Origin of the sequence: Marinobacter pelagius, from assembly GCF_900114925.1 — a bacterium.
GTDB classification, from domain to species: Bacteria; Pseudomonadota; Gammaproteobacteria; order Pseudomonadales; family Oleiphilaceae; genus Marinobacter; species Marinobacter pelagius.
Genome location: NZ_FOUR01000005.1, coordinates 233,755 through 256,766, shown reverse-complemented (window position 1 = coordinate 256,766; position 23,012 = coordinate 233,755). Strand labels below are relative to the sequence as shown.

The following is a 23,012-nucleotide window of genomic DNA, read 5'->3' as shown; positions in this document are numbered from 1 at the left end:
GTTTACCACTCCCGGACCATGAATTCGGGCTGCTGACGGGCTTCGGAGTCAGCCACGGCCAGCTCGACGAACTTGGGGCCCTGCTCCTTGGTGAACCTCAGGCTGCTGCCACGCTTGTACTCGCGGCCATTGGGCCCCTGGCCGACGAAGAAGGCGGACAGGGTGTGCTGACCCGGGCTCAGATTGCCCAGATACAGCTGGTGCTTGCCGCCCTTCGCCAGGGCCTGGCGTTCTTCGGCGCTGTACAGGTAGGTGGACACCACGCGGTTATCCAGGCGCAGCTCGACCCCTTCGAGGCGGAAGTACTCACCGACATTCAGGGAAACGAAAACGTGGAACCGGGTGTTGGCCGGGAACAGCAGATCTTCCTCGAGCACGCGAAGATCCTTGTTCAGGGTGACCACGGTCTGTTTGAGATCCTGGATATCCCGGGACAGTTCGTTCACCGCCCGCTGCGCCCGCTCCCGGCTTTCCCGGACGGACAGCGGAGTCTCAATGATGCGATCCAGGGCTACGCCTGCTGCGGATTCTCCGGATTCTTCCTGGCCTCCGGTTGCCGGCTCGGCGGCATAGACCGGCCCGGCCGAAAGGGCCAGGCACAAAACCACCAGAATCCCAAGACGGCTCCACAACACGGTGCCGGCAGCACCACTCAGTCCATTTTTAAATTGAAAAGCCACCATCCTGCTCCTGTGCCGGCTTGCCTGGGGCGTACGCCGACAACGCTTAATGAACATTCAGGGGACTGACTTTCAGGTTGCCCGACTTTGCTTCCGAAGGCTCTTTTTCGCGGCCTTTTTTTGCGGAGCGGTCAGGTTCTTTTCGGGAATGCTTCAATCGTCAAATTGTGTGAAATACGCTAGCACAGGTTCCCGAAATAAAAACGAATGATTTGACTTCTGATTTAGTTTCTGTGGAGGGCATCTCAAAAAACCGAAGTGACAGTTGCCCAACGCCGGAATGGCGGCCAAAGTTCCCCGCAATTCAAAATTTTTTTGTTTAAAAACATTTATTTACATTGTTTAACGTATTTTTACATTTAACGCGGGTGGTCAATCTGGTGATCAGGATGACGTGCAGAACCACATCTCGATTGAGCCGGTCTTGCCGGGGCGATTTCAGAAATCGGTGGGTACCGGCTTTGTTCACGGCGCTGTTGCTGACCGCCGGAACCTCTCCCGGGGTATCACAGGCTGCGGATCCCGCCCCTGTCCTGGAGGTGGCGGATCCCTTTATCGAGCTGCACACGGCACCCGGCCGGGGTTATCCGGTTTTTCATGTGATTGAGAAGGGCGAACAGGTCGAGCTGCTGAAGCGGAAAACCAACTGGTACAAGGTGAAAGCCGTTTCCGGCGAAACCGGCTGGACCAAGGCCACACAACTGGGCCGAACGCTGCAACCGACAGGCCTTCCCGCTGATCTGCCCGAGGTCAGCCATGGCCAGTACCTGGAATCGAGCTGGCGGGTGGGCTTTACCGCCGGCATGTTCGAGGAGTCCCCGAGTTTCAGCCTGACCGCCGGCTACCGGCCACTAACCTGGCTCGGCGCCGAACTGGAAGCGGGCAAGATCTACAACGAGTCCGTGACCAGCGACTACTACGGCGCCAACCTGGTGATCGAGCCCCTGCACCAGTGGTCCCTCACCCCCTACGTCCTAGCCGGCTACAGCCAGTTCTCCTTTGATGTGCGACAGAAAGTGCTGCTGAGCGAGCTCGGCGATGCCGATGGCGTCACCTTTGGCGGCGGACTGGGTTACTACATTGGCAGGAATTTCCTGATTCGGGCCGAGTACCGGGTGTACTCGGTGTCGTCCAATTCTGACAGCACAGGTCTAAGCGAATGGAAAATCGGTCTCAACACCTTCTTTTGAGCATCCGCAAGCCGCGGGGCATCAGTCTTGCGCTGTTCACCGGACTGCTGGCACTGACTCCGATGACGCAGGCGCAGGAGGGGGGCTCGGCGCCGGTGCAGGTCATCGAGCCTGACATCGAGCCCAGGAGCATCAGCGAAGCGGATATTGATTCGGAGTTCTTCGAGGTTGGCGCCTTTGCCGGGATGCTGACGATCGATAACTTCAGCAGCGAACCACTTGTTGGCGTCAGCGCCGCGTTCCACGCCACCGAGGATTTCTTCCTGCAGTTCAACTACGGCATGAGCGAGGCCGGCCTGACCTCTTTCGAGGAGCTCAGTGGTGCCAACGTCCGCCTGCTGACCGACGATGACCGGGACTACAGCTACTACGATTTCCTGGTGGGCTACAACATCTTTCCCGGGGAGATCTTCTTCAGCGATTCGCTGACCTTCAACTCGGCGTTCTACCTGGTCGGTGGCGTCGGCAACACCGAGTTCGGTGGTGAGAGCAATTTCACCACCACCATCGGGACCGGGTTCCGTATCGTGCTGCTGGACTGGCTGACGGTACACGTCGACTTCCGTGACCACATGTTCAACAGCGACCTGATCCGGGAATCCCAGCTGACCCACAACATCGAACTGTCTTCAGGCATCACCCTGTTCTTCTGATCCCCGGCCAGCCAGGATCAAGGGGCCAGCGCTCAGCGCTGGCCCAGGTCCTCGAAAAAGGCCTTGGTATCAGCCCGGATTTCGTCGAGCCGGGTCTCCCACTGATCCCGGTACTGCGCCCAGGTCTCGCTGCTGAGGCGGGACAGGTTCTCTCCGGCTTCAGCCACCGCCCGGGTGGCCTCGGCCAGATGCTCTGCCGTCGGCTCGTCCAGGGCTTCAGCCTTCTGATCCAGATCCCGTGAGGCCTGCTCCAGGATCACCCGGTCTTCCTGGGGCGCCTGGTCGTTATCATCGAGGGATTCGTTCAGGGATTCCTCCAGGTCTTTCATCGCCTCCTGGAGCGCCTCGGCGAAGTCTTCCATGGCACTCTCAGCCCGGAGCCGGAGCTCGTCGGAGTAGGCTTCCAGATCCCGGGACAGCTCGTTCATGCGAGCTTCGAGGTCTTCGGAAGACCGGGAGAAACTGGCGGAGAGCTTCTCACCCAGACTGTTGATCTGGCCCATCAGGCCACTGAACGGGGAAGGATTGAGAATGGCATCGCCGGTGCGCTGGTAATCCACCAGCCATCCCTCGGCTGTCGACACCAGGTAGGTTTCCAGTTCCAGCCGTTCGCCTTCGGTGCCTTCCTCTGTGGGCAGGCGGGTAACAATGGTGGCTTCCCGCTCCTCGATCACCACCCGGCCGAAGGAAGGTACCGCATTGGTCCAGTCGCGTTTGTAGGCATCAAACTGCGCTTCGTCGGTCAGGGTGGAGAGCTCCACAACATCACCCACATCGTTTTCAGCCATCGCCTGCCAGAAGGCAGCCGCCACTTCCTGCGGAGTTTCGGGTTTACTGCATCCGGCCAGCACCAGCAGAGCCGCCGCCAGTGCCAGCCATCGGAGTCGGGAAAACATCATTGCGTACATCCTTCAGTTGAATCGATCGCAATGATACAACGCTAAAGCTGACGGGTCAGTTCCGCCAGCTCCTCGTCAAACACCCGACGGTTCTCACTGTAATCCACGGGTACATCCACCAGATGCACACCACCGGCGGCGAGGGCACGTTCCAGGGTCAGGCGCAGATCCTCGGTGCGGGCAACCCGGTGACCGGTGGCACCATAGGATTCGGCGTATTTCACGAAGTCCGGATTACGGTAATCCAGCCCGAAATCGGCCAGCCCTTCCTGGGCCTGCTTCCACTTGATCATACCGTAGGCGCTGTCGTTGATGATCAGCACCACCAGGTTGAGGTCCAGCCGGACCGCCGTCTCCAGCTCCTGGCTGTTCATCATGAAGCCGCCATCGCCGCAGATGGCCATCACCTTCAGGTCCTGGTACAGCATGGACGCCATCATGGCACTGGGCAGTCCGGCGCCCATTGAGGCAAGCGCGTTGTCCAACAGCACGGTGTTGTTGTCGTAGGCCGGATAGTTACGGGCGAACCAGAGCTTGTACATGCCGTTATCCAGGGCAATGATGCCGTCCTCCGGCATCACCGCCCGCACATCGTGAACAATGCGCTGGGGAATCACCGGGAAGCGCTCATCCTCGGCCTTGTCCCGGAGGTGCCGGTCGACGGACGCCTTCACTTCCATGAAACGGGTGAAGTCGTGGTTATGGCAGATGCCACAGTTCTCCGCCATATACTCGACACTGTTGGCGATGTCCCCGACCACCTCGTGCTGGGGGAAATACACCGGGTCCACGTCGGCCCCGGAGAAGTTCACGTGGATGACCTTCTTGCCACCCGGCTGCATGAAGAACGGCGGCTTCTCCACCACATCGTGACCGACGTTGATCACCAGGTCGGCATGGTCGATGGCCCGGTGCACAAAGTCTCCGGCCGACAGGGCGGCGTTGCCCAGGTAACGGGGATGGCGCTCGTCGACCACGCCCTTGCCCATCTGAGTGGTAAAGAACGGAATGTTGGTGGTGTTCACCAGGTGAATCAGTGCCTGGGAGACCCGCTTACGGTTGGCACCTGCCCCGATCATGATCAGCGGGTGCTTCGCCTCACGGAGCATGTCGCAGGCAATCTCCAGACTCTTCTGGCTGGCCGAGGGGCGCCGGGCATCGCTGGGCGCGAAGATGTGGGTGTCCGGTGCCGGCACTTCGGCGGCGATGTCCTCCGGCAGTTCCAGGTGCACGGCGCCAGGGCGCTCCTCGGAGGCCAGCCGGAATGCTTCCCGGACCTTGGCGGGAATGGTATTGGCGTTGGAGATCTGGCGGGTGTACTTGGTGAGCGGGCGCATCAGGTCCACCACATCGAGGATCTGGAACAGCCCCTGCTTGGAGGATTTGATCGGCTTCTGCCCGGAAATCATCATCATGGGCATGCCACCGAGCTGGGCATAGGCCGCAGCCGTGACCAGGTTGGTGGCACCCGGCCCCAGAGTGGACAGGCAGACCCCGACCCGGCCGGTCAGACGGCCAAAGGTGGCGGCCATGAAACCTGCCGCCTGTTCATGGCGGTTGAGGATCAACTGGATGTCGCTCTCCCGGAGGGCCTCCAGCAGGTCCAGGTTCTCCTCGCCCGGTACTGCGAAGATGTATTTTACGCCCTCGTTCTCCAGGGCCCGGACGAACAGTTCCGCCCCGTTACGCGGCGTGGCTTGCGCCTTGGTCATACTCTGCTTCCCCGTCAGGCCAATTTGCCTCCGAGCATAGCATTCTTTCCAACGCTGTCGGCAATCAGTCGGTCCGGGGAGGCTCGGCCTGGAGACTGTCCGAGGGCACCCGGTCTACGCCCCAGCTTCGGTAAATCGCATCGAGCACCCGGGTCAGCTCGTCCTGGCTGACGTCCGCCGGTTCCCCACGCTCCAGGGGATCGAAGTGGAAGATGTAAAGCCGGGAGGTGAACTGCTCGAACGGCAGGGACGACTCACCAAAGCGCTCGCCATGGCCGGCCGTGCTCACCCGCACGCCATCGCCCCAGTTCTGGCCGCTGTCGTTGTTGGGGTTGAAGAAATAGACCCGCATCTGGCCCTCCGGGTCCAGCGCCACCCGCAGGATGGTGATGGCATGCCAGCCAATGAACCGGGCCGCACTGTCGGTAACCGCAATGCCGGCGGGCTGGGGATGGATCAGGGGCTGGTTGCCGTTGTAGTACGGGTGGTAACTGGCATAGAAGTGGCGGATGAAACCTTCCGGGTTATCCAACTTGCCGGTACCCACATCCACGTTGATGGCGAAGCCCCGACCGGCGGACCAGCCGTGGAACTCCGGGTTCACCCAGCGATGGGGGTCGCCCTCGCGGCCAGCACAGAGCCGGCCCATTTCGGCATAGATACGGTCCAGGTGCGGCACCACCACCAGGGACACCGGATCGAGATCGAGGGTGACCTCGGAAGCCACACCACCGGCGCTTTGCGCCGAGGACACCGGCTTGCCCTCGAAGTGCATCATGATTTCGTTGTCACGGGCCGCCCAGGCCACCATCTGCAGCAGGTAGTCCGGGTCGTTGTAGGCCCACATGGATAGGGCCCGGGCCGACTGGCAGGTGGGATTGTTGCCCTGGCCCACACCCAGGGGCTGGCCCAGCATGTTCAGCACACCCTGGATCAGCCAGGCAGCAGGCTGCGGCTCGTAGCCATAGGCCAGCTGCAGGCGTTCGCGGGCTTCCGGACACAGGGATAACCGGATCTGACGCCACAGCGCCGGGGCCACCGGGGGCTGGTACAGGATGCCCCGCTCCAGCATCAGCGCCAGACCATACAGGCCCTGGGCGGTCTCCGGGAAAATGCCCTCCTGGATCAGGGTGTGGACCAGTTCCCGGTAGCACAACAGGCAGTCACGGCCGGTACTGGACAGGCCCAGGGCCTCGCTCAGCAGGGCGTCCTGGTCTTCCAGGATAAAACGCACGAAGGCGGCGTGGTACGGCGACACCAGACCGGTGTCATGCATGGACCGGGCAAAGCCGGTGGCCTCATTCTGGAGGGCCTGGGCGTCCATGGATTCCAGCCGTTGTGTGTAGACCACGGTACCGGGATCCTCGCTGCAGGCGCGGGTCGGGCCATAGAGACTGGAGATCAGGCGGTCCGCACCCCGGCCGGAACTGCCCAGGTCGGCGTTCGGATCAGCCCGGCACAGGGCGATCTGGGTAATCATCCGGCGAACATCGGTGACCTGTATCGGCCGCTGCTGCAGGATGCGCCAGATTTCCTCGATCAGGCTGTCGATCACGTGCTCGTAACCGATATGCTCGGCCACGTACTGGACCACCGCCTGGCTGATCAGAGCCAGTTTGCCCTGCTCCCGTTCCGCTTCACCGGTCATGCCGAACAGCAAGCCGAGATTGATGGCAAGGACCTGGGTCAGATAGTGATGGGCCTGCTCTGCGGACACCGACGGGTGCAGGTAGAGCCCCCTGGCCACCGCCAGCAGGCGCAATTCGCTGATCGCCTCAACCACCACGGTATCGGTGTTCGGGCTTTGGAGGGAGTAGGTGGTCAGTGACGGCAGCAGGATCCCCGGCTCGGCCCAGTCGGTGCCGGCAAAGACACCGGCCAGCTCCAGCCGTTGGGCCCGCTCCTCAATCACCTGGCAGCCACCCGGCTGCAACAGCACCCGGCGGGCAATATCAAAGACCCGCGGGAGCTTGCCGGCCCTGGCAAAGGACCGGCTTTCTTCAAGAGCCTGGATCGACTCGTCAAGTCTTTGCACCAGCTTGTCAAAGTTCACTGCCGGTGCTGCACTGCCCGGTTGGTGATCGTTCAAACGACGTTCTCCTGAGGGCCTGCACCAAACCCGTTTGTTATTGATTGCTCTCCCGATTATACATAGAAATCGAGCTCTTCCTGATGTTTCAGCAAATCCCGCATCCGGTAGGGGTCATCACCGAAGAAATAGACCAGGCCCCAGTGGGTGCCGAAAGCAGTCCGCTTGGTGACCGTCTCCTCCACCGGAGGCGTGAGCTCATGGCTTTCAAAGTATTCGTCGTTCTCGGTCTCTTCCGGAATCTCCAGCCGGCTGACCACCCGGCGCCTTGGGTAAACCCCGAAGCATCCGGCATAGCCCTTGGCATCGACCACCTCTTTCGGGAAGAAGGCGGCAATCTCCTCCTCGGTGGTTTTCGGATCAAAGGCCAGGATCAGGCCCTGGTAGGCATTGAAGCCATAGGCACGCTCAAGCAGCTCGAACACCTTGAAGCCGGGGGGACGATAAGCCACCTCACCGAAGTACATGGTGCCGTCGCTGGTGACAAAGTACTCGGGGTGAACAAAACCGAAGTCGATATCGAAAGTCTTGATCAGCTTTTCGATTTCCTTGGTGATCTGCGCCCGGTATTTCTCCAGGTCCGGCGTGGCCGGCACGAACACCGAGTAGCCGAGAGTGACGTACTCGGAAATGTTCAGGAACCGGATCTTCCCGTTATGGATCCAGGCCTCGACGGCGAATTCCCAGCCATCCAGGTGCGATTCCATCAGTACCGGGAATTCCTCGTCCGGGATGGTATCCACCTCGTCCGGTGTACGGATCACCCGGTGACCCAGGCAACCGGCCTTGTCGAAAGCCTTGAGGTGAATCGGGTCGTTGGGGTCACCGTCCAGCTTCAGCAGGGTCTGGTTTACCCGTTTCAGGAACCGGATGACGTCATCCCGGTCGTGGGCTTCCTCGAAAATACCCACGCGAATACCACCGAGCTGTGCACGGCGCTTCATCAGTGCCTTGTCCCGGAGCAGCATGGCCTGACCAAACAGGCGGGGATTGCCCAGCAGAACGGAATTGATGGCGCCCGCCCACTCGACGGTCTCCTCGAACAGGGGGATCGCGACATCGACGCCCATTTCCTTCAGGGTCTGGGCGATTTCAAAGGAGCGGTCGTTGAGCCTCTCGAAGTTCCAGGGCACATAGGGGATATTGTGCTCCTCGCAATAGGCCTCCGCCCAGTCGGGAGCCACCACCACGTACCGGCGATCAAACTTGTCCGCTGCCTCGACGGCATTCAGACTCCAGCCGAGTAACGCGACGTACCCCTTGTCCGGGTCGTACTTGTGTTCACTCATAGGCTCTCTCCTCAATCTACTGGGTGTCTATTTACCCTAGGCTCCCTGAAATAAATCGCAACCGGCGTGGTGCTCGGGGGCATAAAAAAACGCGGCGGACAGCCGGTTAGACCCGTTGTTCGCCGCGTTTTCGGCCCTGTCTATACTGATTAGTTATATCAGGCGAGTTTGAGGGTTGAGAGTGTCCGCTCCCGTACCTTGTTGAGCAGCGCTTCGTCCTCAACCAGGGACTGGCCATAGGACGGTACCAGATCCCGCATACGCTCCTGCCACTGGGCGGATTTCATTTTCTCCGGGAAGCAGCGCTCGAGCACATCGAGCATGGCATTGGCCGCCGTGGACGCACCCGGGGAGGCACCCAGCAGGGCCGCCAGGGTACCGTCTTTGGCGGCGACGATCTCGGTACCGAATTCCAGCTTGCCACCGCCGTCTTCGGTTTCCTTGATGATCTGTACCCGCTGGCCGGCCATCTGCAGGTTCCAGTCTTCCTCCCGGGCGTCCGGGAAGAAGTTGCGTAGGGAGGCTACCCGGTCACTATGGGACTGGAACACCTCGCCGATCAGGTAGCGGGTCAGGTCCATGTTGCTCTTGCTCACCGACAGCATCGGCTTGAGGTTGGTGGTACGCACCGAGCCGATCAGGTCGAAAATGGAGCCCTGCTTCAGGAAGCGGGTGGTGAATCCGGCGAACGGCCCGAACAGCAACGCCGGTTCGCCATTTATGATGCGGGTATCCAGGTGCGGCACAGACATGGGCGGCGCGCCGATCGGGGCCTTGCCGTATACCTTGGAGTTGTGCTGCTGGACGATGTCCGGCTTACCGCATACCAGCCACTGGCCGCTGACCGGGAAGCCGCCGTAACCACGGGCTTCGTCGACGCCGGATTTCTGCAGCAGCGGCAATGCACCGCCACCGGCACCGAGGAACACGAAGCCGGCTTCCAGCTTGGTGAGTTCGCCGGTCTTCTGATTCTTCACCCGGACCTTCCAGCGACCGTTGTCACGCTGGTCGATATAATGCACCGGGCAGCTGAGCATCAGCTCGAAGTTGTCCTGGGTCTCCAGCCATTTCACCATGCTGCGGGTCAGGGAGCCAAAGTCGACATCCGAACCGTGGTTGATCCGGGTGGCGGCCACGCGCTGCATGGGATCGCGGTGGTTGACCACCAGCGGCATCCATTCTTCCAGCACATCCGGAGACTCGGAGTATTCCATTTCCCGGAACAGGTGATGGGCGCTGAGTTTCTCGTGACGACGCTTGAGGAACGCCACGTCCTTCTCACCCCAGACAAAACTCTGGTGTGGCGTACGGTTGATGAAGGACTTCGGCTCGGGCAGAACCCCCTGCTCGACCAGGTAGGACCAGAACTGCAGGGAAACCTCGAACTGGGCGTTGATCTTCAGCGCCCGTTCGATGGCCACGTCGCCATCGTCGGTTTCCGGGGTGTAGTTGAGTTCGCAGTAGCCGGCGTGGCCGGTGCCTGCGTTGTTCCATCCGTCGGTGCTTTCATGGGCAACGTGGTCAAGACGCTCCACCATGACGATGTCCAGCGACGGATCGAGCTGTTTGAGCATCATGCCGAGGGTGGCGCTCATGACGCCACCGCCGACCAGCACTACGTCTGCCTGTCTAACGGCCATTGGTTTTTACCCTGGTTAGTATTGAACCTGTTTGCGCCACCACGATCAGCAGAGGCGCCTCTCGGAAGCCGGTCCCGCGTAAGGTAAAAGACGCTGCCGTGTGCTTCCTGTCTGAATTTGCGCGCGATTATCCCGATTTTCGCCGGAATAATAAATTGCGATTGTCAAACGTTGCGATTCTGCCGCTGTCTGCCGGTCGTTTGACCGATGCTGTGTGTCCGTTACGGACAGTGGCCCGTTCCGGGTCAAAGGTCTACAATCCCGGCGCGTAAACTGTGGCCCGCTCGGGCCTTGTTCAAGTTCACCGCGTTCGGGTGTGCCATGTCCGCTATTGATGCTGTTCTGATTGTTCTCGCTGTCCTGGCGTTGCTGGGCGTGATCTTTGAAGAGGTCATCCATGTCAACAAGGCCAAGGTAACACTGTTTTTCGGCACCCTGGCCTGGATGCTGCTGTTCCTGTCCAGTGATAACGCCCGGGAAACCGAGTCCATCACAACCGGCCTGACCGAAAGCATTGCCGAGATCGCCGGGCTCTGGCTGTTTCTCGTCGCGGCAATGACGTTCGTCGCCTACCTGAACAAAAAGGGAATGATCGAAAACGTGATTTACCTGATCATGCCGAAACAGGTAAGTGAGCGGCGATTGCTCTTCCTGACCGGTCTGTTTTGTTTCATTTTCTCCTCTTTAGCAGACAATATAACTGCCACTTTAGTCTCATGCTCCCTGATTCTGTCCCTGAATCTGGAGCTGAAAAAGCGCCTCCAGTTCATCACTCTGGTGGTCTTTGCGGTGAACTCCGGCGGCGTTTCACTGATCACCGGCGACGTCACCACGCTGATGATTTTCCTCGCGGACAAGGTGGAAATACTGACCTTGCTGACCCTGGCCATCCCCGCCTCCATCACCGTTTTCATTCTCGCGGTTTTCCTCTCAAGGGGACTGACAGGAACGGTGACCCTGCGTTCCAACACCACACCGGTACGGAAAGTGGATGCCGTGATCAGCGCCCTGTTTTTGTTAACAATCCTGAGCACCATTGCCGGTAATGCCCTGTTCAGCATTCCACCGGTTCTGACCTTCCTGTTCGGACTTTCCATCATGTTCCTGGTCTCCCGGTTCATGAGCGATGACTCGGACCTGGACCCGATCCTCGAGTACATCCGGGTCATCGAATTCGAGACCCTGCTGTTCTTCCTCGGCATCCTGCTGCTGGTGGGCATGCTCAAGGAAATTCATGCCCTGGATTCCCTGGTGGCGATCTACGATCTTCTACCCCCGTTGTACGCCAATTACCTGATGGGAATCTTCTCTGCGGTTATCGATAATGTGCCGCTGACCGCAGCGCTCCTGAAGGCGGGCATCACCATGACGCCGGGAGAATGGATGGGACTGACCTACGCCGTCGGCGTCGGCGGCTCACTGCTGATCATCGGCTCAGCCGCCGGAATTGTGGCCATGAGCAAAATTGAAGGGCTGACCTTCGCCGCCTACATGCGGTATCTTGCCCACCTCCTGGCCGCTTACACCCTGGGCTACGCCGGGGTATTCATGCTCGGACGATTCATACACTGAGGCTTTGTTTATATGTTGATGGCTTTTGGCTCAATCATTGCCGGGCTGGTGCTGCTGGTCTGGAGCGCCGACAAATTCGTCGAGGGCGCGGCGGCAACCGCCAAGCACCTGGGCATGCCCACCCTGCTGATCGGCATGGTGATCATCGGCTTCGGCACCTCCGCGCCCGAGCTGGCGGTATCCGCCATGGCGGCCGCCGATGGCAATCCGGGCCTGGCCCTGGGTAACGGTTACGGCTCCAACATCACCAACATCGCCCTGATTGTCGGCCTGACCGCCGTTATCGCTCCCATTGCGGTCCATTCCCAGGTGATTCGCAAGGAGTTACCCCTGCTGGTGATCCTGACCCTGATCGCCGGGTCCCAGCTGATCGACGGCGATCTGACGCGGCTGGACGGCGCCATTCTGCTGCTGGTGTTCGCGGGGGTGATGGGCTGGTCCATTTTCCAGGGCATTCGTGGCAAGGATGATCCGCTCGGCGGAGAGACCGATGCCGAGATCATCGCCCATCCCATGCCACTAAAATCGGCCATCATTTGGCTGGTAATTGGTCTGGTGCTGCTGGTGGTCAGCTCGCGGATGCTGGTCTGGGGTGCGGTGACTATCGCCCAGAGCCTGGGAGTGAGTGACCTGGTGATCGGCCTGACCATCGTCGCGATCGGCACCTCCCTGCCGGAACTGGCCTCAGCCCTGGCTTCGGTGAAAAAGAACGAACATGACCTGATCCTCGGCAACATTCTGGGATCGGGCATCTTCAACACCCTGGCGGTGGTGGGGCTCGCAGCGACCATCGAGCCGCTGCAGGTGGACCCGGAAGTGCTTTACCGGGACTGGACCCTGATGCTTGCCCTGACCGTTGGCCTGCTGATCATGGGCTTCGGCCTCACCGGCTGGCGCAAGCGCATCTCCCGGTTCGATGGCGGTGCTCTGCTGCTGGTTTACGTTGCCTACACCGGCTACCTGCTCACTACGGTAGTGACGGCCGGGACGGTCGCAACCTGATCCGGGGCGGGGTCTGGTTACTCGGCCTCGCCATCACCCAGCAGATCTTCCAGCCTGCCACGCACTTCAATCATGATCTCGGGCAGGTCCTGCTTCGACATGCCGGCCACATCCAGAGGCTTGCCGACGCGCACATCCACCGGCTGCCCGAGGTTGATCTGCCAGGTTCTGGCCGGCAGTACCTGGTGAATACCCCGGATAGCCACCGGCACGATCACCGCTTCGGTATCCAGAGCCAGGTGAAAACAACCCTTCTTGAACGGCAGCAGCTTGCCGTCCGGTGAGCGGGTGCCCTCCGGCGCAGCCCAGAGCACGATCCCGCTTTCCATCATCTCCCGGGCTTTCTCCAGGTCCCGGACCGCGCGGTTGCGGTTGGACCGGTCCACCGACGGAAACTCGGCAGCGCGCATGGCCTGGCCAAGCAACGGAATGCTGAACAGCTCTTTCTTGGCCAGCATCCGGATGGATCCCGGCAGGGAGACGAAACTGACCGGGATGTCGTAGTGACTGGCGTGGGTACACATGATGATGTAGCGCCGGCCATCCCCGAAATCCGGCACCTCTCCCCGGACTGTCAGGTTGGCTCGTACCAGCCGCAACAACGCCGCCGACCATTCCCGGCAATACTGGTCGACAATCCGGCGGTCCAGTTTACCGAACAGGGCCCGGAGCAGGATCAGAAGGGAATAGAGGGCCGTCAGCCCCACTGAACCAAGAACCACACCCGCGCGGCGCAGGAGCGTGGCGGACTCGGTCAGCGGATTGAGTTTCAGTCGGATCATGGGTGCTCTGTCCTTTCCGGGTCATCGTATTGTTCTGGGGCTGTGCCAGTAGCGGCGCATTATAGCGGGTCCCGTTGCCGGTGGATAACGGCGAAAATTTACATTGATCAATTGTCAGAATCGTCCTATAAAGAATAAAGATATAACTGCGGCACATCGGCCGCGTGAGGCACTGCCTTCGCACAAGACCAAAAAGGAGAGGCACCATGAAATACCCGACCGAGATGAAACGGGGACCCAACGACCCCGGTCTCGAGAACCCCGGACGCAGAACCATGCTGCTGGGCAGTGCTGGCGCCATGGCGGCGGTCAGCCTGCTGGGCTTTACTCCGCTGGCCCGGGGCGAAGAACCCAAGACCTTGCCGGATTACGTGGCCTGGAAAGAACGCAACGCACTGATCCTGCACAGCGCCAATACCATGGAAACCCAGCGCGGCGCTATCGGCCAGGGGGTGATCACCTCCAGCGACCGGCTGTTCGTGCGCAACAACCTGCCCGCCCCGTCCGAAGAGATCGTGGCCGACCGGGATGCCTGGGAAGTGAACATCGAGGGCGTAAAGAATCCGCGCGCCCTGACTATCGGCGAACTCAAGTCCATGGGCGTCACCACCGTGGCTTCCGTACTCCAGTGTTCCGGTAACGGCCGCGCCTTCTTCCCGCACGGTGCCAGCGGCACCCAGTGGTCGGTCGGCGCCGCAGGTTGCGTCATGTGGACCGGTGTACCACTGAAAACCGTTGTCGAGGCCCTGGGCGGCCCTGCAGACGGCATGAAATACATCACCAGTACCGGCGGTGAATCCCTGCCGGACGGCATTGATCCCAAGACCATCATGGTGGAGCGGTCCGTGCCGTTACACGCACTGGATACTGCCATGCTGGCCTGGGAGATGAACGACGAGCCCCTGCCGTTGACCCACGGTGGCCCGTTGCGGATGGTGGTTCCGGGCTTCTACGGCGTGAACAACGTCAAGTACGTCAAGAACGTCGCTTTCACTGAAGGCCAGACCGACGCCAAGATCCAGGCCTCCGGCTACCGCGTCCGTGACGTGGGCAAGAAAGGTTCACCGGACCAGCCGTCCATGTGGGAGATGAATGTAAAGTCCTGGGTGACCGCACCACTGGAAACCGGTCGTTCCGGACGCAACATGATCTATGGCGTGGCCTTTGGTGGCACCAAGTCCCTGGACAAGGTGGAAGTCTCCACCGATGGCGGCCAGAGCTGGAAGCAGGCGCAGTTCCTGGGACCGGACCTTGGCCCCTATGCCTGGCGTCCGTTCGTGCTGGCTGCAGATCTCTCAGCCGGCGAGCATCGTATTGTAAGCAGGGCGACTGATGTCGAAGGCAACAGTCAGCCGGAAGGCCGTACCGAGAACGAGCGCGGCTACGGGCACAATGGCTGGAAGGATCACGGAGTGACCGTCACTGTAAGCTGACCATCCGGGGCGGCTGACCAGGGAGAACCAGCCGCCCCGTCATTATCTTTATCGGATCCATACCAGATGAACAAAAAAGCTGTATTGGCCATCGCAGGCCTGATGACCTTTTCTCTCCACGCTTCAGCAGATGACCTGGCCACCCAGGGCAAGAATGTCTTCACCCAGGAAGCCCAACCCTCCTGCACTATCTGCCATACCCTCTCCGATGCCGGTTCTGCCGGTGCGATCGGACCGAACCTGGACGACCTCAAACCCACCGAGGATCAGGTGAGGATGGCCGTGACCCAGGGCGTTGGCGTCATGCCATCGTTCGAGGCAAGCCTGTCGGAAGAACAGATCAAGGCTGTCGCCCATTACGTCTCAACAGTGACTGGCGGCAAGTAACAGAAAACGGGGCCCTACGCCCCGTTTCCTTTTATCCGGATTCCTCCTGCTCAATCCTTCTCTCTGAACACCATGGCAATGGAGTTCAAACAGTAACGCTGCCCGGTCGGTGGCGGGCCATCTGGAAAGACATGCCCCAGGTGACTGTCACAACGCGGGCACCGGATCTCGGTGCGGGTCATGCCCAGACTGTTGTCTTCCAGGTACCGGATATGATCCGGGTCGAAGGGCTGGAAGAAACTCGGCCAGCCGGTGCCGGAGTCGAATTTCGAGTCCGAACTGAACAGGGGCAGATCACACAGCCGGCAGTGGTAGACACCCGCCTTCTTGTTATCCAGCAGGGTGCCACAGAACGGGTGCTCGGTGCCGTGGTCGAGCAACACGCGCCGCTCGTCCGGCGTCAGATCCGCCGCCTTCTCGTCCACCTGAGCCTGCGTTAATGGCGTCAGGTCGTAACCTGATGCGGATACGGTCATAACTTCTCTCCTCAGGCCTGGCCCGGTTCGCTGTCAGTGTATTCAGGTTTGAGGCGGTCGCCATAGCTGTCCACAAGCTTTTCCATCTTGGGGGCAGCCACCGCCATGATGTAGGGCTGGTAGGGGTTCCGGGCGGCAAAGTTCTGGTGATACTCCTCCGCCGGATAGAAGGCCTCCAGCGGTTCCAAGCTGGTCACGATCGGATCGGGATAGACGCCCGCGTCATCCAGCTGGTGGATGTAGGCCTCCGCCACGGCTTTCTGTTCCGGCGTTTCATAGAAAATGGCCGAGCGGTATTGCGTGCCCCGATCGTTGCCCTGGCGGTTGAGCTGGGTCGGATCGTGAGCCACGGAGAAGAACACCTTCAGAAGCTCGCCGAAGCTGACCTTCGCCGGGTCATAGCGGATTTCCACCACCTCGGCGTGGCCGGTGGTGCCGGTGCAGACCGCCTCGTAGTTCGCGGTTTCTTCTTTGCCCCCGGCATAACCGGAAGTCACCTGGCTGACACCGTCCATCGCCAGGAACACCGCCTCGACACACCAGAAACAGCCGCCGGCCAGTACCACGCGCGCCTCACCAGCCCCGGCGGGCAGATCCCGCTCCGGGTCCGGGAAGCGGCTTCGGGGCACGGTCAGGCCCGGTATATTGCATGACTCTGTCATAGTCACCTCTGGATTGAATGTCTTTACGTCTAGCTTAAAGAGTTTTACGAACAAATCCCAAACCGGGACTTCCATTACCGAACATGAACATCGCGCCAGGCCAGTTGCATCCGCCCGGCAGCCAACCATAATGAAAGACAGGGTTTGCCATTGCTTTTCGAAGGCACTCAGCCAGAACCCGCTCGGCATCAAGGAAAGAATAATGACGGCAAGGGCTCGTGCACCTGAAAACCAGAATGAACTGCTGGAGTACCGCCTCAGCCTGCGTCTCGGGCCGGTCCACGCACGCCAGCGGCTTGGCATCGAGGAAGAGTCCGAGGCCCTTGTCTTTGGCAAGGACCACCATTCCTTTCACCTGGAAAACCTCACCAACGCCCCCGGGCTGATCCGTTTCTGCCTGAAGTGCGTTGGCCTGTTTCGCCGGGCCCAGGCCAATACCCTGAAGCTGTCCACCGTTCACAACCAGTTCGTCATTCCCGACCTCCCGGAGGCCTTCGAGGGCTACCGCATCCTGCACCTGACCGATCTGCATGTGGATATGGACGAGGCCAACCTGCAGGCGGTGATTCGCCAGATCGAGCCCCTCGAGTATGACCTGTGCGTACTCACCGGGGATTACCGGCGCCTGACCTGGGGCCCGGTGGATGAGGCCGTGGCGGGCATGGGCCGGTTGCGCGCGGCCATCAAGGGCAAGCCCTATGCGGTACTGGGCAACCACGACAGCATTCGCATGGTGCCGGCCCTGGAGGACATGGGGTACCAGTTGCTGCTCAACGAGATGGCCCCCCTTGAGCGCAATGGCCAGAAGCTGTACCTGGCCGGTGTGGATGATGCCCATTTCTACAAGGTACATAACCTGCACCGGGCCGGGGATGACATCCCCGTCGGAGCCATCAGCATCCTGCTCAGCCACACCCCGGAAATCTGGCGTGAAGCCGCCCACGCCGGCTACGACATTTTCCTTTGCGGCCACACCCACGGTGGCCAGATCTGCCTTCCCGGCGGCATTCCGGTAACCCTGGACTCCGATTGCCCACGGCACCTGGGGCGCGGCTACTGGCGGGTGAACGGCATGCAGGGCTACACCTCCCCCGGCGCTGGTACATCGGTGCTGAATGTCAGGCTGAACTGCCCGCCTGAAGTCACCATTCACACCCTGACCCGGGGGCCGCAGTAACCCGCTTCAGTGTGGCCTGTCCCGAATTCCGAGCTGGTGCAGCAGCGGAGATAGCAGAATGTTGGAGAGCGTGAAAAGGACGACCACCAGCAAGGCACTCCCCCACCCGACCGGCAGCCAGAAGATGGCAAGAATCATGGGCAGGACCGCTTCCGGGATCTGATCCAGGCCCAGCGCCCGGGCACTGGACTGCAAGCCCATCCGGCGTTTGACGAAGCTGCTGATCATGTCACCCAGCAACCCCAGGAACCCGAACAGCGCCCCGAACAGGAAACCCAGCCCGGTGACCAGGGAGAACAGGGCGCAGGCCAGACAGCCGCTGACCAGCCCGCGCCAGGTCTTGCTGCTACCCAGCACCGGCCGGCGATCCGACCAGAGCCGGTTGCCGTCAACCGGCTGATCCCAACGCTCCCCGAGAATCCGGGCCGCCACCACAGGGGCGCCGTTGGCGAGCACCAGCATCACGTACAACTCCAGCGATAACAGCAACTGCCAGTGCTCCCTTCAGGTAGTCAGTCCAGCCCGCCCCGGGTCAGTTTCAGGGGATCCATCAACTGCTCCAGTCGCGCACGACTCAGGCCACTGCGTTCCTCGGCCACATCAATGACCGGTCGACCGGTGCGGTAGGCTTCCTTGGCGATATCCGCCGCCAGGCTGTAGCCGATCTCCGGGTTCAGCGCGGTGACCAGCACCGGGTTACGGCCGACACCGGCGTTCAGGTTATCCGCGTTGACGGAGAAATCCTTTATCGCCTTGTCTGCCAGGACGGTGGCTGCATTGCTCAACAGGCTGACCATATCCAGCAGGTTGCCACCCACCAGCGGCAACATGACATTGAGCTGGAAATTACCGGACTGGCCGGCGATCGCGACGGCACTGTCCAACCCCATCACCTGGGCGCCCACCATGGCCACCGATTCGGGAATGACCGGGTTGACCTTGCCCGGCATGATACTGGAGCCCGGCTGCAGCGCAGGCAGGCTGATTTCCGACAGGCCATGGATTGGCCCGCTGTTCATCCAGCGCAGGTCGTTGGCAATCTTGGTGAGCACGATGGCCACGCCCCGAAGCTGGGATGACAGCGCCACTGGTGCATCCACCGCGCTCTGGCCGACAAACTTGTGCTCCAGGGACCGAAACGGATAACCGGTATTGCTCTTGAGGAACTTCACGAACTGCCCGGCAAACTCCGGCGCGGCATTGACACCGGTGCCCACCGCGGTGCCGCCCTGCGGTACCGCCAGCAGTTCGTCGGTCGCGGCTTCCACTCGCTGCTCGGCCGCCGCCAACTGCTCGCGCCAGGTCCGCAGTTCCTGGCCCAGGGTGACCGGCATGGCATCCATAAGGTGGGTCCGGCCGGTTTTTACCTGCTCGGAGAACAATGCCTCACGTTCATAGATCACTCCACGCAGATGGGTCAGTGCCGGCACCAGGGATTCCTTCACGGCCATCACCGAACTGACGTGGATCGCCGTGGGAATCACATCGTTGGAGCTCTGGCTCATGTTGACGTGATCGTTGGGATGAATGTCCACACCTTCCTTCCGGCACAGGGCGGCAATCACCTCGTTGGCGTTCATGTTGGTACTGGTGCCGGATCCGGTCTGGTATCGATCCACCGGGAACTGGTCGGCGTACTCGCCGCTGATCAGGGCATCACAGGCCTGGACGATGGCATCCCGCCGTGCGTTGTCGAGCAGCCCGAGGCTGGTATTGGCCTCGGCGGCCGCTTTCTTGATCTGTGCCACGGCCTTGATGAACGTGGCCGGCATGGGCTGACCGCTGACCGGGAAGTTGTCGACGGCGCGCTGGGTCTGAGCGCCCCAGAGCGCATCAGCGGGCACATGCACCTCACCCAGGCTGTCTTTCTCCGTTCTGAATTCGCTCATATTCCCTCCTGTCAGTCCGTCTACGTTGAGGTTTTACCCGCAGTTACGAAGCCATCTCGCATCCGTATCATTGCGCAACCCGTTCAGTCGTTGGCGTGGCTCCGCAGGCGGACATGGTCGCAGATCCCCGTCACCTGCTCAAAATTCAGAATCAGGGTGTGCACAGTGTTGGTATAGGTATCGTGCAGATGGAACTTGAAGCGTTGCTGTTTCTCGCCCTGCAGGAAGGCATCGTACTCACGGACCAGTTCGCGGACATCACCGCCTTCGTTTTTGGTCCAGGTGGCATTGAAAGGGCCGAGCACGGCGCCGCCGGCCAGGCAGATGGTGACTTCGTGGTTGGTCAGTCCGGTATCGGAATTGCTCATGGCGCTGGGTCTCCTTTTCCCCGAGGTTGGTGAAATAAGTGTAGACCCAGCAGGCAAGATCGTGAGGGTCAGATGAAAGCCTTCATCTGACCCTGTTATTACATGAGGCTGTCAGAAGAAACCCAGCGGGTTGGTGTCGTAGCTGACCAGCATGTTCTTGGTCTGCTGGTAGTGCTCGAGCGCCATCTTGTGGGTTTCGCGGCCAACACCGGACTTCTTGTAGCCACCGAAAGCGGCGTGGGCCGGGTAGGCGTGGTAGCAATTCATCCAGACCCGACCGGCCTGAATATTGCGACCCATGCGGTAGGCGCGGTTGGTGTCACGGGTCCAGACGCCGGCTCCCAGCCCGAACTCGGTGTCGTTAGCGATGGCCAGGGCTTCTTCCTCGGTCTTGAAGGTGGTGACACCCACTACCGGGCCGAAGATTTCTTCCTGGAACACGCGCATCTTGTTGTCGCCCTTGAACAGGGTCGGCTGGATGTAGAAGCCGTTGTTGAACTCCTCGTCCAGATGCTCACGGTCGCCGCCGGTCAGCACCACGGCGCCTTCCTGCTTGCCGATCTCCAGGTAGGACATGATCTTGTCGAACTGTTCCTTGGAGGCCTGGGCACCCACCTGAACGTCGGTATCCAGCGGGTTGCCGCGTTTGATGGCCTTGGTGCGCTGGATGACCTTCTGCATGAACTCTTCGAACATGTCTTCCTGAACCAGGGCGCGGGACGGGCAGGTGCACACCTCACCCTGGTTGAAGAACGCCAGTACCAGACCTTCGACACACTTGTCGACGAATTCGGGCTCGGCCTGCATGACGTCGGAGAAGTAAATGTTCGGGGACTTGCCGCCCAGCTCGACGGTGGACGGAATGATGTTCTCGGCAGCGCACTTGAGGATATGGGAGCCGACCGGGGTGGAACCGGTGAAGGCAATCTTGGCGATGCGCTTGCTGGTGGCCAGGGCCTGACCGGCTTCGATGCCGTAGCCGTTCACCACGTTGAGCACGCCCGGCGGCAGCAGATCACCGATGATTTCCATCAGCACCAGGATGCTGGCAGGGGTCTGTTCGGCCGGCTTGAGCACGGTGCAGTTACCGGCAGCCAGACACGGGCCCAGTTTCCAGGCCGCCATCAGCAGCGGGAAGTTCCAGGGGATGATCTGGCCGACGACGCCCAGCGGCTCGTGGAAATGGTACGCCACGGTGTTGTGGTCGATCTCGCCCATGTGACCTTCCTGGGCACGGATACAGCCGGCGAAATAACGGAAGTGGTCGGCAGCCAGCGGGATGTCGGCATTCAGGGTTTCACGAACGGCCTTGCCGTTGTCCCAGGTTTCGGCAACCGCCAGTTTTTCCAGGTTGGCTTCGATGCGATCGGCAATTTTCAGCAGGATATTGGAACGCTCGGTTGGCGAGGTCTTGCCCCAGGCCGGCGCGGCTTTATGCGCAGCATCCAGCGCCAGATCGATGTCTTCGGCGGTGGAACGGGGAATCTCGCAGATCATCTCACCGGTCACCGGCGTGATGTTTTCGAAATACTCGCCTTTGACAGGTGCCACCCACTCACCGCCGATGTAGTTCTCGTAGCGGGATTTAAAGGAGACGACAGAACCTTCTTTTCCGGGTTGTGCGTAGATCATGTTATCGACCTCTTGTTGTGTTTATCGCATGGCAACGCGGCCTTTCGCGTTTACTCATACAATGTAGACCCCGATCCGCAATAGTTGAATGATGCGATAGAGGCGAAAAACTCGTTCCTTGGTAGTAGATGACCTTTCCTGACGCTTCAGCGCTGGGACATAGGTGGGACCAGGGAGTTTTTACCTTATTTTACGATTACATGTACCTGACTCGACTAGGATGAGTCCATACAAACTGTTTCTTTTGATGCTGGTGCGGGCCCTGGGGTAATCAAAACGATGACACTGGAACTGCAGAGTGAGCACTCCCTGATTCAGTCCCTGTATGGCGCCTTGACCGATCGGGAAGGTTTTCACGGATTTCTGGAAAAACTGGTTGGCATAGTCAACGGCTGTGCTGCTCAGTTGCTGGTTGTGCGCAAGCACCCCTTGCAGATGGATCACCTTTGGTATCACGGACTCTCCGATGAGTTCCTGGGCTGGTACCTGGAAAACAACATGATTGCCCACGACGTGGTCACCAATCACGCCATTAACCAGCCCCCCGCTCTGTTTCAGTCCGCCCTGCCATTACTCCCGGATTTCCAGCCAGGCGAAGACTATTCGAGGTGGGAAAATGATCAGGATATGCTGGATTCAGCCTGGCTGGTCGTAGATAGCACCCCTACCCATACCTTCGTGTTGACCATCCAGCGTACGGTGGCACAAGGACCATACCGGGAATCAGAGCTTCAATCCCTCAACCGTTTGGTGCCGCATATCCGGCAGGCCGTTCTGCTTCACCGGCAATTGGAATCACGCAGTAAAGCGGCTTCCTCGCTGGCTTCCGTGATAGAAGTATTGCCCGATGCCACCTTTGTACTCGACAGTCTTGCTACAGTTTTGTATTCCAACAAACCTGCCCGCAACCTGATTCAACGGGAACGCTGTTTGAGCATCCGTCATGATCGCTTCAGCTTCGCAGAGAAAGACTTGCAGGCGACCTTCTTCCGGACGTCTGCCCAGGTGGTTCGCTCAAGCATGGGCAGGGAAAGTTATTCCTCTGAGACTCTGTTTCTCAAGCGAGAGGGCCGCACCCCTCTGATTTTTGTCATACGTCCGATTGAAAGCAGTGAATTGCTGGCCGGGGGAGCTCTGGTTACCGTGTATGATCAGGAGAATCGCGTCTTACCAAATGCAGAGCACATCGCCGCTTATTTCAAGCTGACTCCCGCCGAGGCCCAGGTCTGCGAAAACCTGGTTGCAGGGATTGACCCCCAGGGATGTGCCGACCGGTTGGGACGCAGAGTGGCTACAGTACGTTCGCAGATCAAACAGATATTCCAGAAGACCGACTGTTCGCGACAAGGGGAGCTGATCAGCCGGATATTGTCGGCGTTATTGCGTTAGAGGTTTCGATAGACAGGAAGCATGGCTGGCGCACCCTTGTGGGGTAAGCCAGCCATGTTTACCATCCTGAATGGTCAGTGCCCACTGTTGC

21 protein-coding genes are annotated in these 23,012 nt (G+C 60.2%); 8 read left to right on the top strand and 13 right to left on the bottom strand.

Annotated elements, in window-relative coordinates; all coding sequences use genetic code 11:
• Window positions 1-2: 2 nt before the first annotated feature.
• A complete protein-coding gene (locus BM254_RS12135) occupies window positions 3-680 on the bottom strand; it encodes a hypothetical protein (RefSeq protein ID WP_217647750.1) in 678 nt (225 codons plus the stop codon).
• Window positions 681-1,141: 461 nt separating this feature from the next.
• Here BM254_RS12135 and BM254_RS12130 point away from each other — a divergent pair, with 461 nt between their 5' ends.
• A complete protein-coding gene (locus BM254_RS12130; protein WP_175497261.1) occupies window positions 1,142-1,870 on the top strand; it encodes an outer membrane beta-barrel protein in 729 nt (242 codons plus the stop codon).
• Entirely contained in the window at window positions 1,840-2,523 is a 684-nt protein-coding gene (locus tag BM254_RS12125) for an outer membrane beta-barrel domain-containing protein (RefSeq protein WP_092003802.1), read from the top strand. The genes BM254_RS12130 and BM254_RS12125 overlap by 31 nt, the downstream gene beginning before the upstream one ends.
• Before the next feature lie 32 nt (window positions 2,524-2,555).
• Here BM254_RS12125 and BM254_RS12120 read toward each other — a convergent pair whose 3' ends face one another.
• From BM254_RS12120 to mqo, 5 genes are all read right to left on the bottom strand, one after another.
• On the bottom strand, window positions 2,556-3,422 hold the full coding sequence (locus BM254_RS12120; protein ID WP_092003799.1) for a hypothetical protein: 867 nt from the start codon (window positions 3,420-3,422) through the stop codon (window positions 2,556-2,558).
• A gap of 41 nt (window positions 3,423-3,463) precedes the next feature.
• Window positions 3,464-5,134 carry an acetolactate synthase large subunit gene (locus BM254_RS12115; RefSeq protein ID WP_092003795.1) on the bottom strand — a complete coding sequence of 557 codons (1,671 nt, stop codon included), beginning with the start codon at window positions 5,132-5,134 and terminating at the stop codon, window positions 3,464-3,466.
• 64 nt (window positions 5,135-5,198) lie between these two features.
• Entirely contained in the window at window positions 5,199-7,223 is a 2,025-nt protein-coding gene (locus tag BM254_RS12110) for a hypothetical protein (protein WP_092003792.1), read from the bottom strand.
• 56 nt (window positions 7,224-7,279) lie between these two features.
• Window positions 7,280-8,512, bottom strand: coding sequence for an ATP-grasp domain-containing protein (locus tag BM254_RS12105; RefSeq protein ID WP_092003789.1), 1,233 nt, complete (start codon window positions 8,510-8,512; stop codon window positions 7,280-7,282).
• A gap of 158 nt (window positions 8,513-8,670) precedes the next feature.
• Window positions 8,671-10,152: a malate dehydrogenase (quinone) gene (mqo, locus tag BM254_RS12100; protein WP_092003786.1), complete on the bottom strand. Its 1,482-nt coding sequence runs from the start codon at window positions 10,150-10,152 to the stop codon at window positions 8,671-8,673.
• Between the two features lie 321 nt (window positions 10,153-10,473).
• On the opposite strand from mqo, the gene nhaD reads away from it, so the two are divergent.
• Window positions 10,474-11,724, top strand: coding sequence for a sodium:proton antiporter NhaD (gene nhaD, locus BM254_RS12095; protein ID WP_092003970.1), 1,251 nt, complete (start codon window positions 10,474-10,476; stop codon window positions 11,722-11,724).
• A gap of 12 nt (window positions 11,725-11,736) precedes the next feature.
• Entirely contained in the window at window positions 11,737-12,726 is a 990-nt protein-coding gene (locus tag BM254_RS12090; RefSeq protein ID WP_175497260.1) for a calcium/sodium antiporter, read from the top strand.
• Between the two features lie 17 nt (window positions 12,727-12,743).
• Here BM254_RS12090 and BM254_RS12085 read toward each other — a convergent pair whose 3' ends face one another.
• On the bottom strand, window positions 12,744-13,508 hold the full coding sequence (locus BM254_RS12085; protein WP_092003783.1) for a lysophospholipid acyltransferase family protein: 765 nt from the start codon (window positions 13,506-13,508) through the stop codon (window positions 12,744-12,746).
• A gap of 206 nt (window positions 13,509-13,714) precedes the next feature.
• On the opposite strand from BM254_RS12085, the gene sorT reads away from it, so the two are divergent.
• Together sorT and sorU are read left to right on the top strand one after the other, a co-directional pair.
• Complete coding sequence (gene sorT, locus BM254_RS12080; RefSeq protein WP_092003780.1) at window positions 13,715-14,941, top strand: SorT family sulfite dehydrogenase catalytic subunit; 1,227 nt, start codon at window positions 13,715-13,717, stop codon at window positions 14,939-14,941.
• A gap of 66 nt (window positions 14,942-15,007) precedes the next feature.
• On the top strand, window positions 15,008-15,328 hold the full coding sequence (gene sorU / locus BM254_RS12075; RefSeq protein WP_175497259.1) for a SorU family sulfite dehydrogenase c-type cytochrome subunit: 321 nt from the start codon (window positions 15,008-15,010) through the stop codon (window positions 15,326-15,328).
• A 50-nt stretch (window positions 15,329-15,378) separates the two neighbouring features.
• On the opposite strand, the gene msrB is transcribed toward sorU, so the two are convergent.
• Together msrB and msrA are read right to left on the bottom strand one after the other, a co-directional pair.
• Window positions 15,379-15,804, bottom strand: coding sequence for a peptide-methionine (R)-S-oxide reductase MsrB (msrB, locus tag BM254_RS12070; RefSeq protein ID WP_092003777.1), 426 nt, complete (start codon window positions 15,802-15,804; stop codon window positions 15,379-15,381).
• A gap of 11 nt (window positions 15,805-15,815) precedes the next feature.
• A complete protein-coding gene (gene msrA / locus BM254_RS12065) occupies window positions 15,816-16,466 on the bottom strand; it encodes a peptide-methionine (S)-S-oxide reductase MsrA (protein ID WP_092003774.1) in 651 nt (216 codons plus the stop codon).
• A 202-nt stretch (window positions 16,467-16,668) separates the two neighbouring features.
• Here msrA and BM254_RS12060 point away from each other — a divergent pair, with 202 nt between their 5' ends.
• Entirely contained in the window at window positions 16,669-17,643 is a 975-nt protein-coding gene (locus BM254_RS12060; RefSeq protein WP_092003771.1) for a metallophosphoesterase, read from the top strand.
• A gap of 6 nt (window positions 17,644-17,649) precedes the next feature.
• Here the strand turns inward: BM254_RS12060 and BM254_RS12055 are convergent, their stop codons facing one another.
• The 4 genes from BM254_RS12055 to exaC form a co-directional block, all read right to left on the bottom strand.
• Window positions 17,650-18,132: a CDP-archaeol synthase gene (locus BM254_RS12055; RefSeq protein ID WP_092003768.1), complete on the bottom strand. Its 483-nt coding sequence runs from the start codon at window positions 18,130-18,132 to the stop codon at window positions 17,650-17,652.
• A 23-nt stretch (window positions 18,133-18,155) separates the two neighbouring features.
• Complete coding sequence (locus BM254_RS12050) at window positions 18,156-19,532, bottom strand: class II fumarate hydratase (RefSeq protein ID WP_092003765.1); 1,377 nt, start codon at window positions 19,530-19,532, stop codon at window positions 18,156-18,158.
• Window positions 19,533-19,615: 83 nt separating this feature from the next.
• On the bottom strand, window positions 19,616-19,900 hold the full coding sequence (locus BM254_RS12045; RefSeq protein ID WP_092003762.1) for a hypothetical protein: 285 nt from the start codon (window positions 19,898-19,900) through the stop codon (window positions 19,616-19,618).
• A 111-nt stretch (window positions 19,901-20,011) separates the two neighbouring features.
• Entirely contained in the window at window positions 20,012-21,532 is a 1,521-nt protein-coding gene (gene exaC / locus BM254_RS12040) for an acetaldehyde dehydrogenase ExaC (RefSeq protein WP_092003759.1), read from the bottom strand.
• A gap of 279 nt (window positions 21,533-21,811) precedes the next feature.
• On the opposite strand from exaC, the gene BM254_RS12035 reads away from it, so the two are divergent.
• Window positions 21,812-22,921, top strand: coding sequence for a helix-turn-helix transcriptional regulator (locus BM254_RS12035; protein WP_092003755.1), 1,110 nt, complete (start codon window positions 21,812-21,814; stop codon window positions 22,919-22,921).
• The last annotated feature ends 91 nt before the right edge of the window (window positions 22,922-23,012 follow it).

Bases quoted from the DNA above. Each gene is read 5' to 3' on its own strand.
- BM254_RS12050 (WP_092003765.1), bottom strand. From the start codon at position 19,532: ATGAGCGAATTCAGAACGGAGAAAGACAGCCTGGGTGAGGTGCATGTG.
- sorT (WP_092003780.1), top strand. From the start codon at position 13,715: ATGAAATACCCGACCGAGATGAAACGGGGACCCAACGACCCCGGTCTC.
- nhaD (WP_092003970.1), top strand. From the start codon at position 10,474: ATGTCCGCTATTGATGCTGTTCTGATTGTTCTCGCTGTCCTGGCGTTG.
- mqo (WP_092003786.1), bottom strand. From the start codon at position 10,152: ATGGCCGTTAGACAGGCAGACGTAGTGCTGGTCGGCGGTGGCGTCATG.
- BM254_RS12060 (WP_092003771.1), top strand. From the start codon at position 16,669: ATGACGGCAAGGGCTCGTGCACCTGAAAACCAGAATGAACTGCTGGAG.
- sorU (WP_175497259.1), top strand. From the start codon at position 15,008: ATGAACAAAAAAGCTGTATTGGCCATCGCAGGCCTGATGACCTTTTCT.
- BM254_RS12045 (WP_092003762.1), bottom strand. From the start codon at position 19,900: ATGAGCAATTCCGATACCGGACTGACCAACCACGAAGTCACCATCTGC.
- BM254_RS12120 (WP_092003799.1), bottom strand. From the start codon at position 3,422: ATGATGTTTTCCCGACTCCGATGGCTGGCACTGGCGGCGGCTCTGCTG.
- BM254_RS12115 (WP_092003795.1), bottom strand. From the start codon at position 5,134: ATGACCAAGGCGCAAGCCACGCCGCGTAACGGGGCGGAACTGTTCGTC.
- exaC (WP_092003759.1), bottom strand. From the start codon at position 21,532: ATGATCTACGCACAACCCGGAAAAGAAGGTTCTGTCGTCTCCTTTAAA.
- msrA (WP_092003774.1), bottom strand. From the start codon at position 16,466: ATGACAGAGTCATGCAATATACCGGGCCTGACCGTGCCCCGAAGCCGC.
- BM254_RS12090 (WP_175497260.1), top strand. From the start codon at position 11,737: ATGTTGATGGCTTTTGGCTCAATCATTGCCGGGCTGGTGCTGCTGGTC.
- BM254_RS12035 (WP_092003755.1), top strand. From the start codon at position 21,812: ATGACACTGGAACTGCAGAGTGAGCACTCCCTGATTCAGTCCCTGTAT.
- BM254_RS12125 (WP_092003802.1), top strand. From the start codon at position 1,840: ATGGAAAATCGGTCTCAACACCTTCTTTTGAGCATCCGCAAGCCGCGG.
- BM254_RS12085 (WP_092003783.1), bottom strand. From the start codon at position 13,508: ATGATCCGACTGAAACTCAATCCGCTGACCGAGTCCGCCACGCTCCTG.
- msrB (WP_092003777.1), bottom strand. From the start codon at position 15,804: ATGACCGTATCCGCATCAGGTTACGACCTGACGCCATTAACGCAGGCT.
- BM254_RS12105 (WP_092003789.1), bottom strand. From the start codon at position 8,512: ATGAGTGAACACAAGTACGACCCGGACAAGGGGTACGTCGCGTTACTC.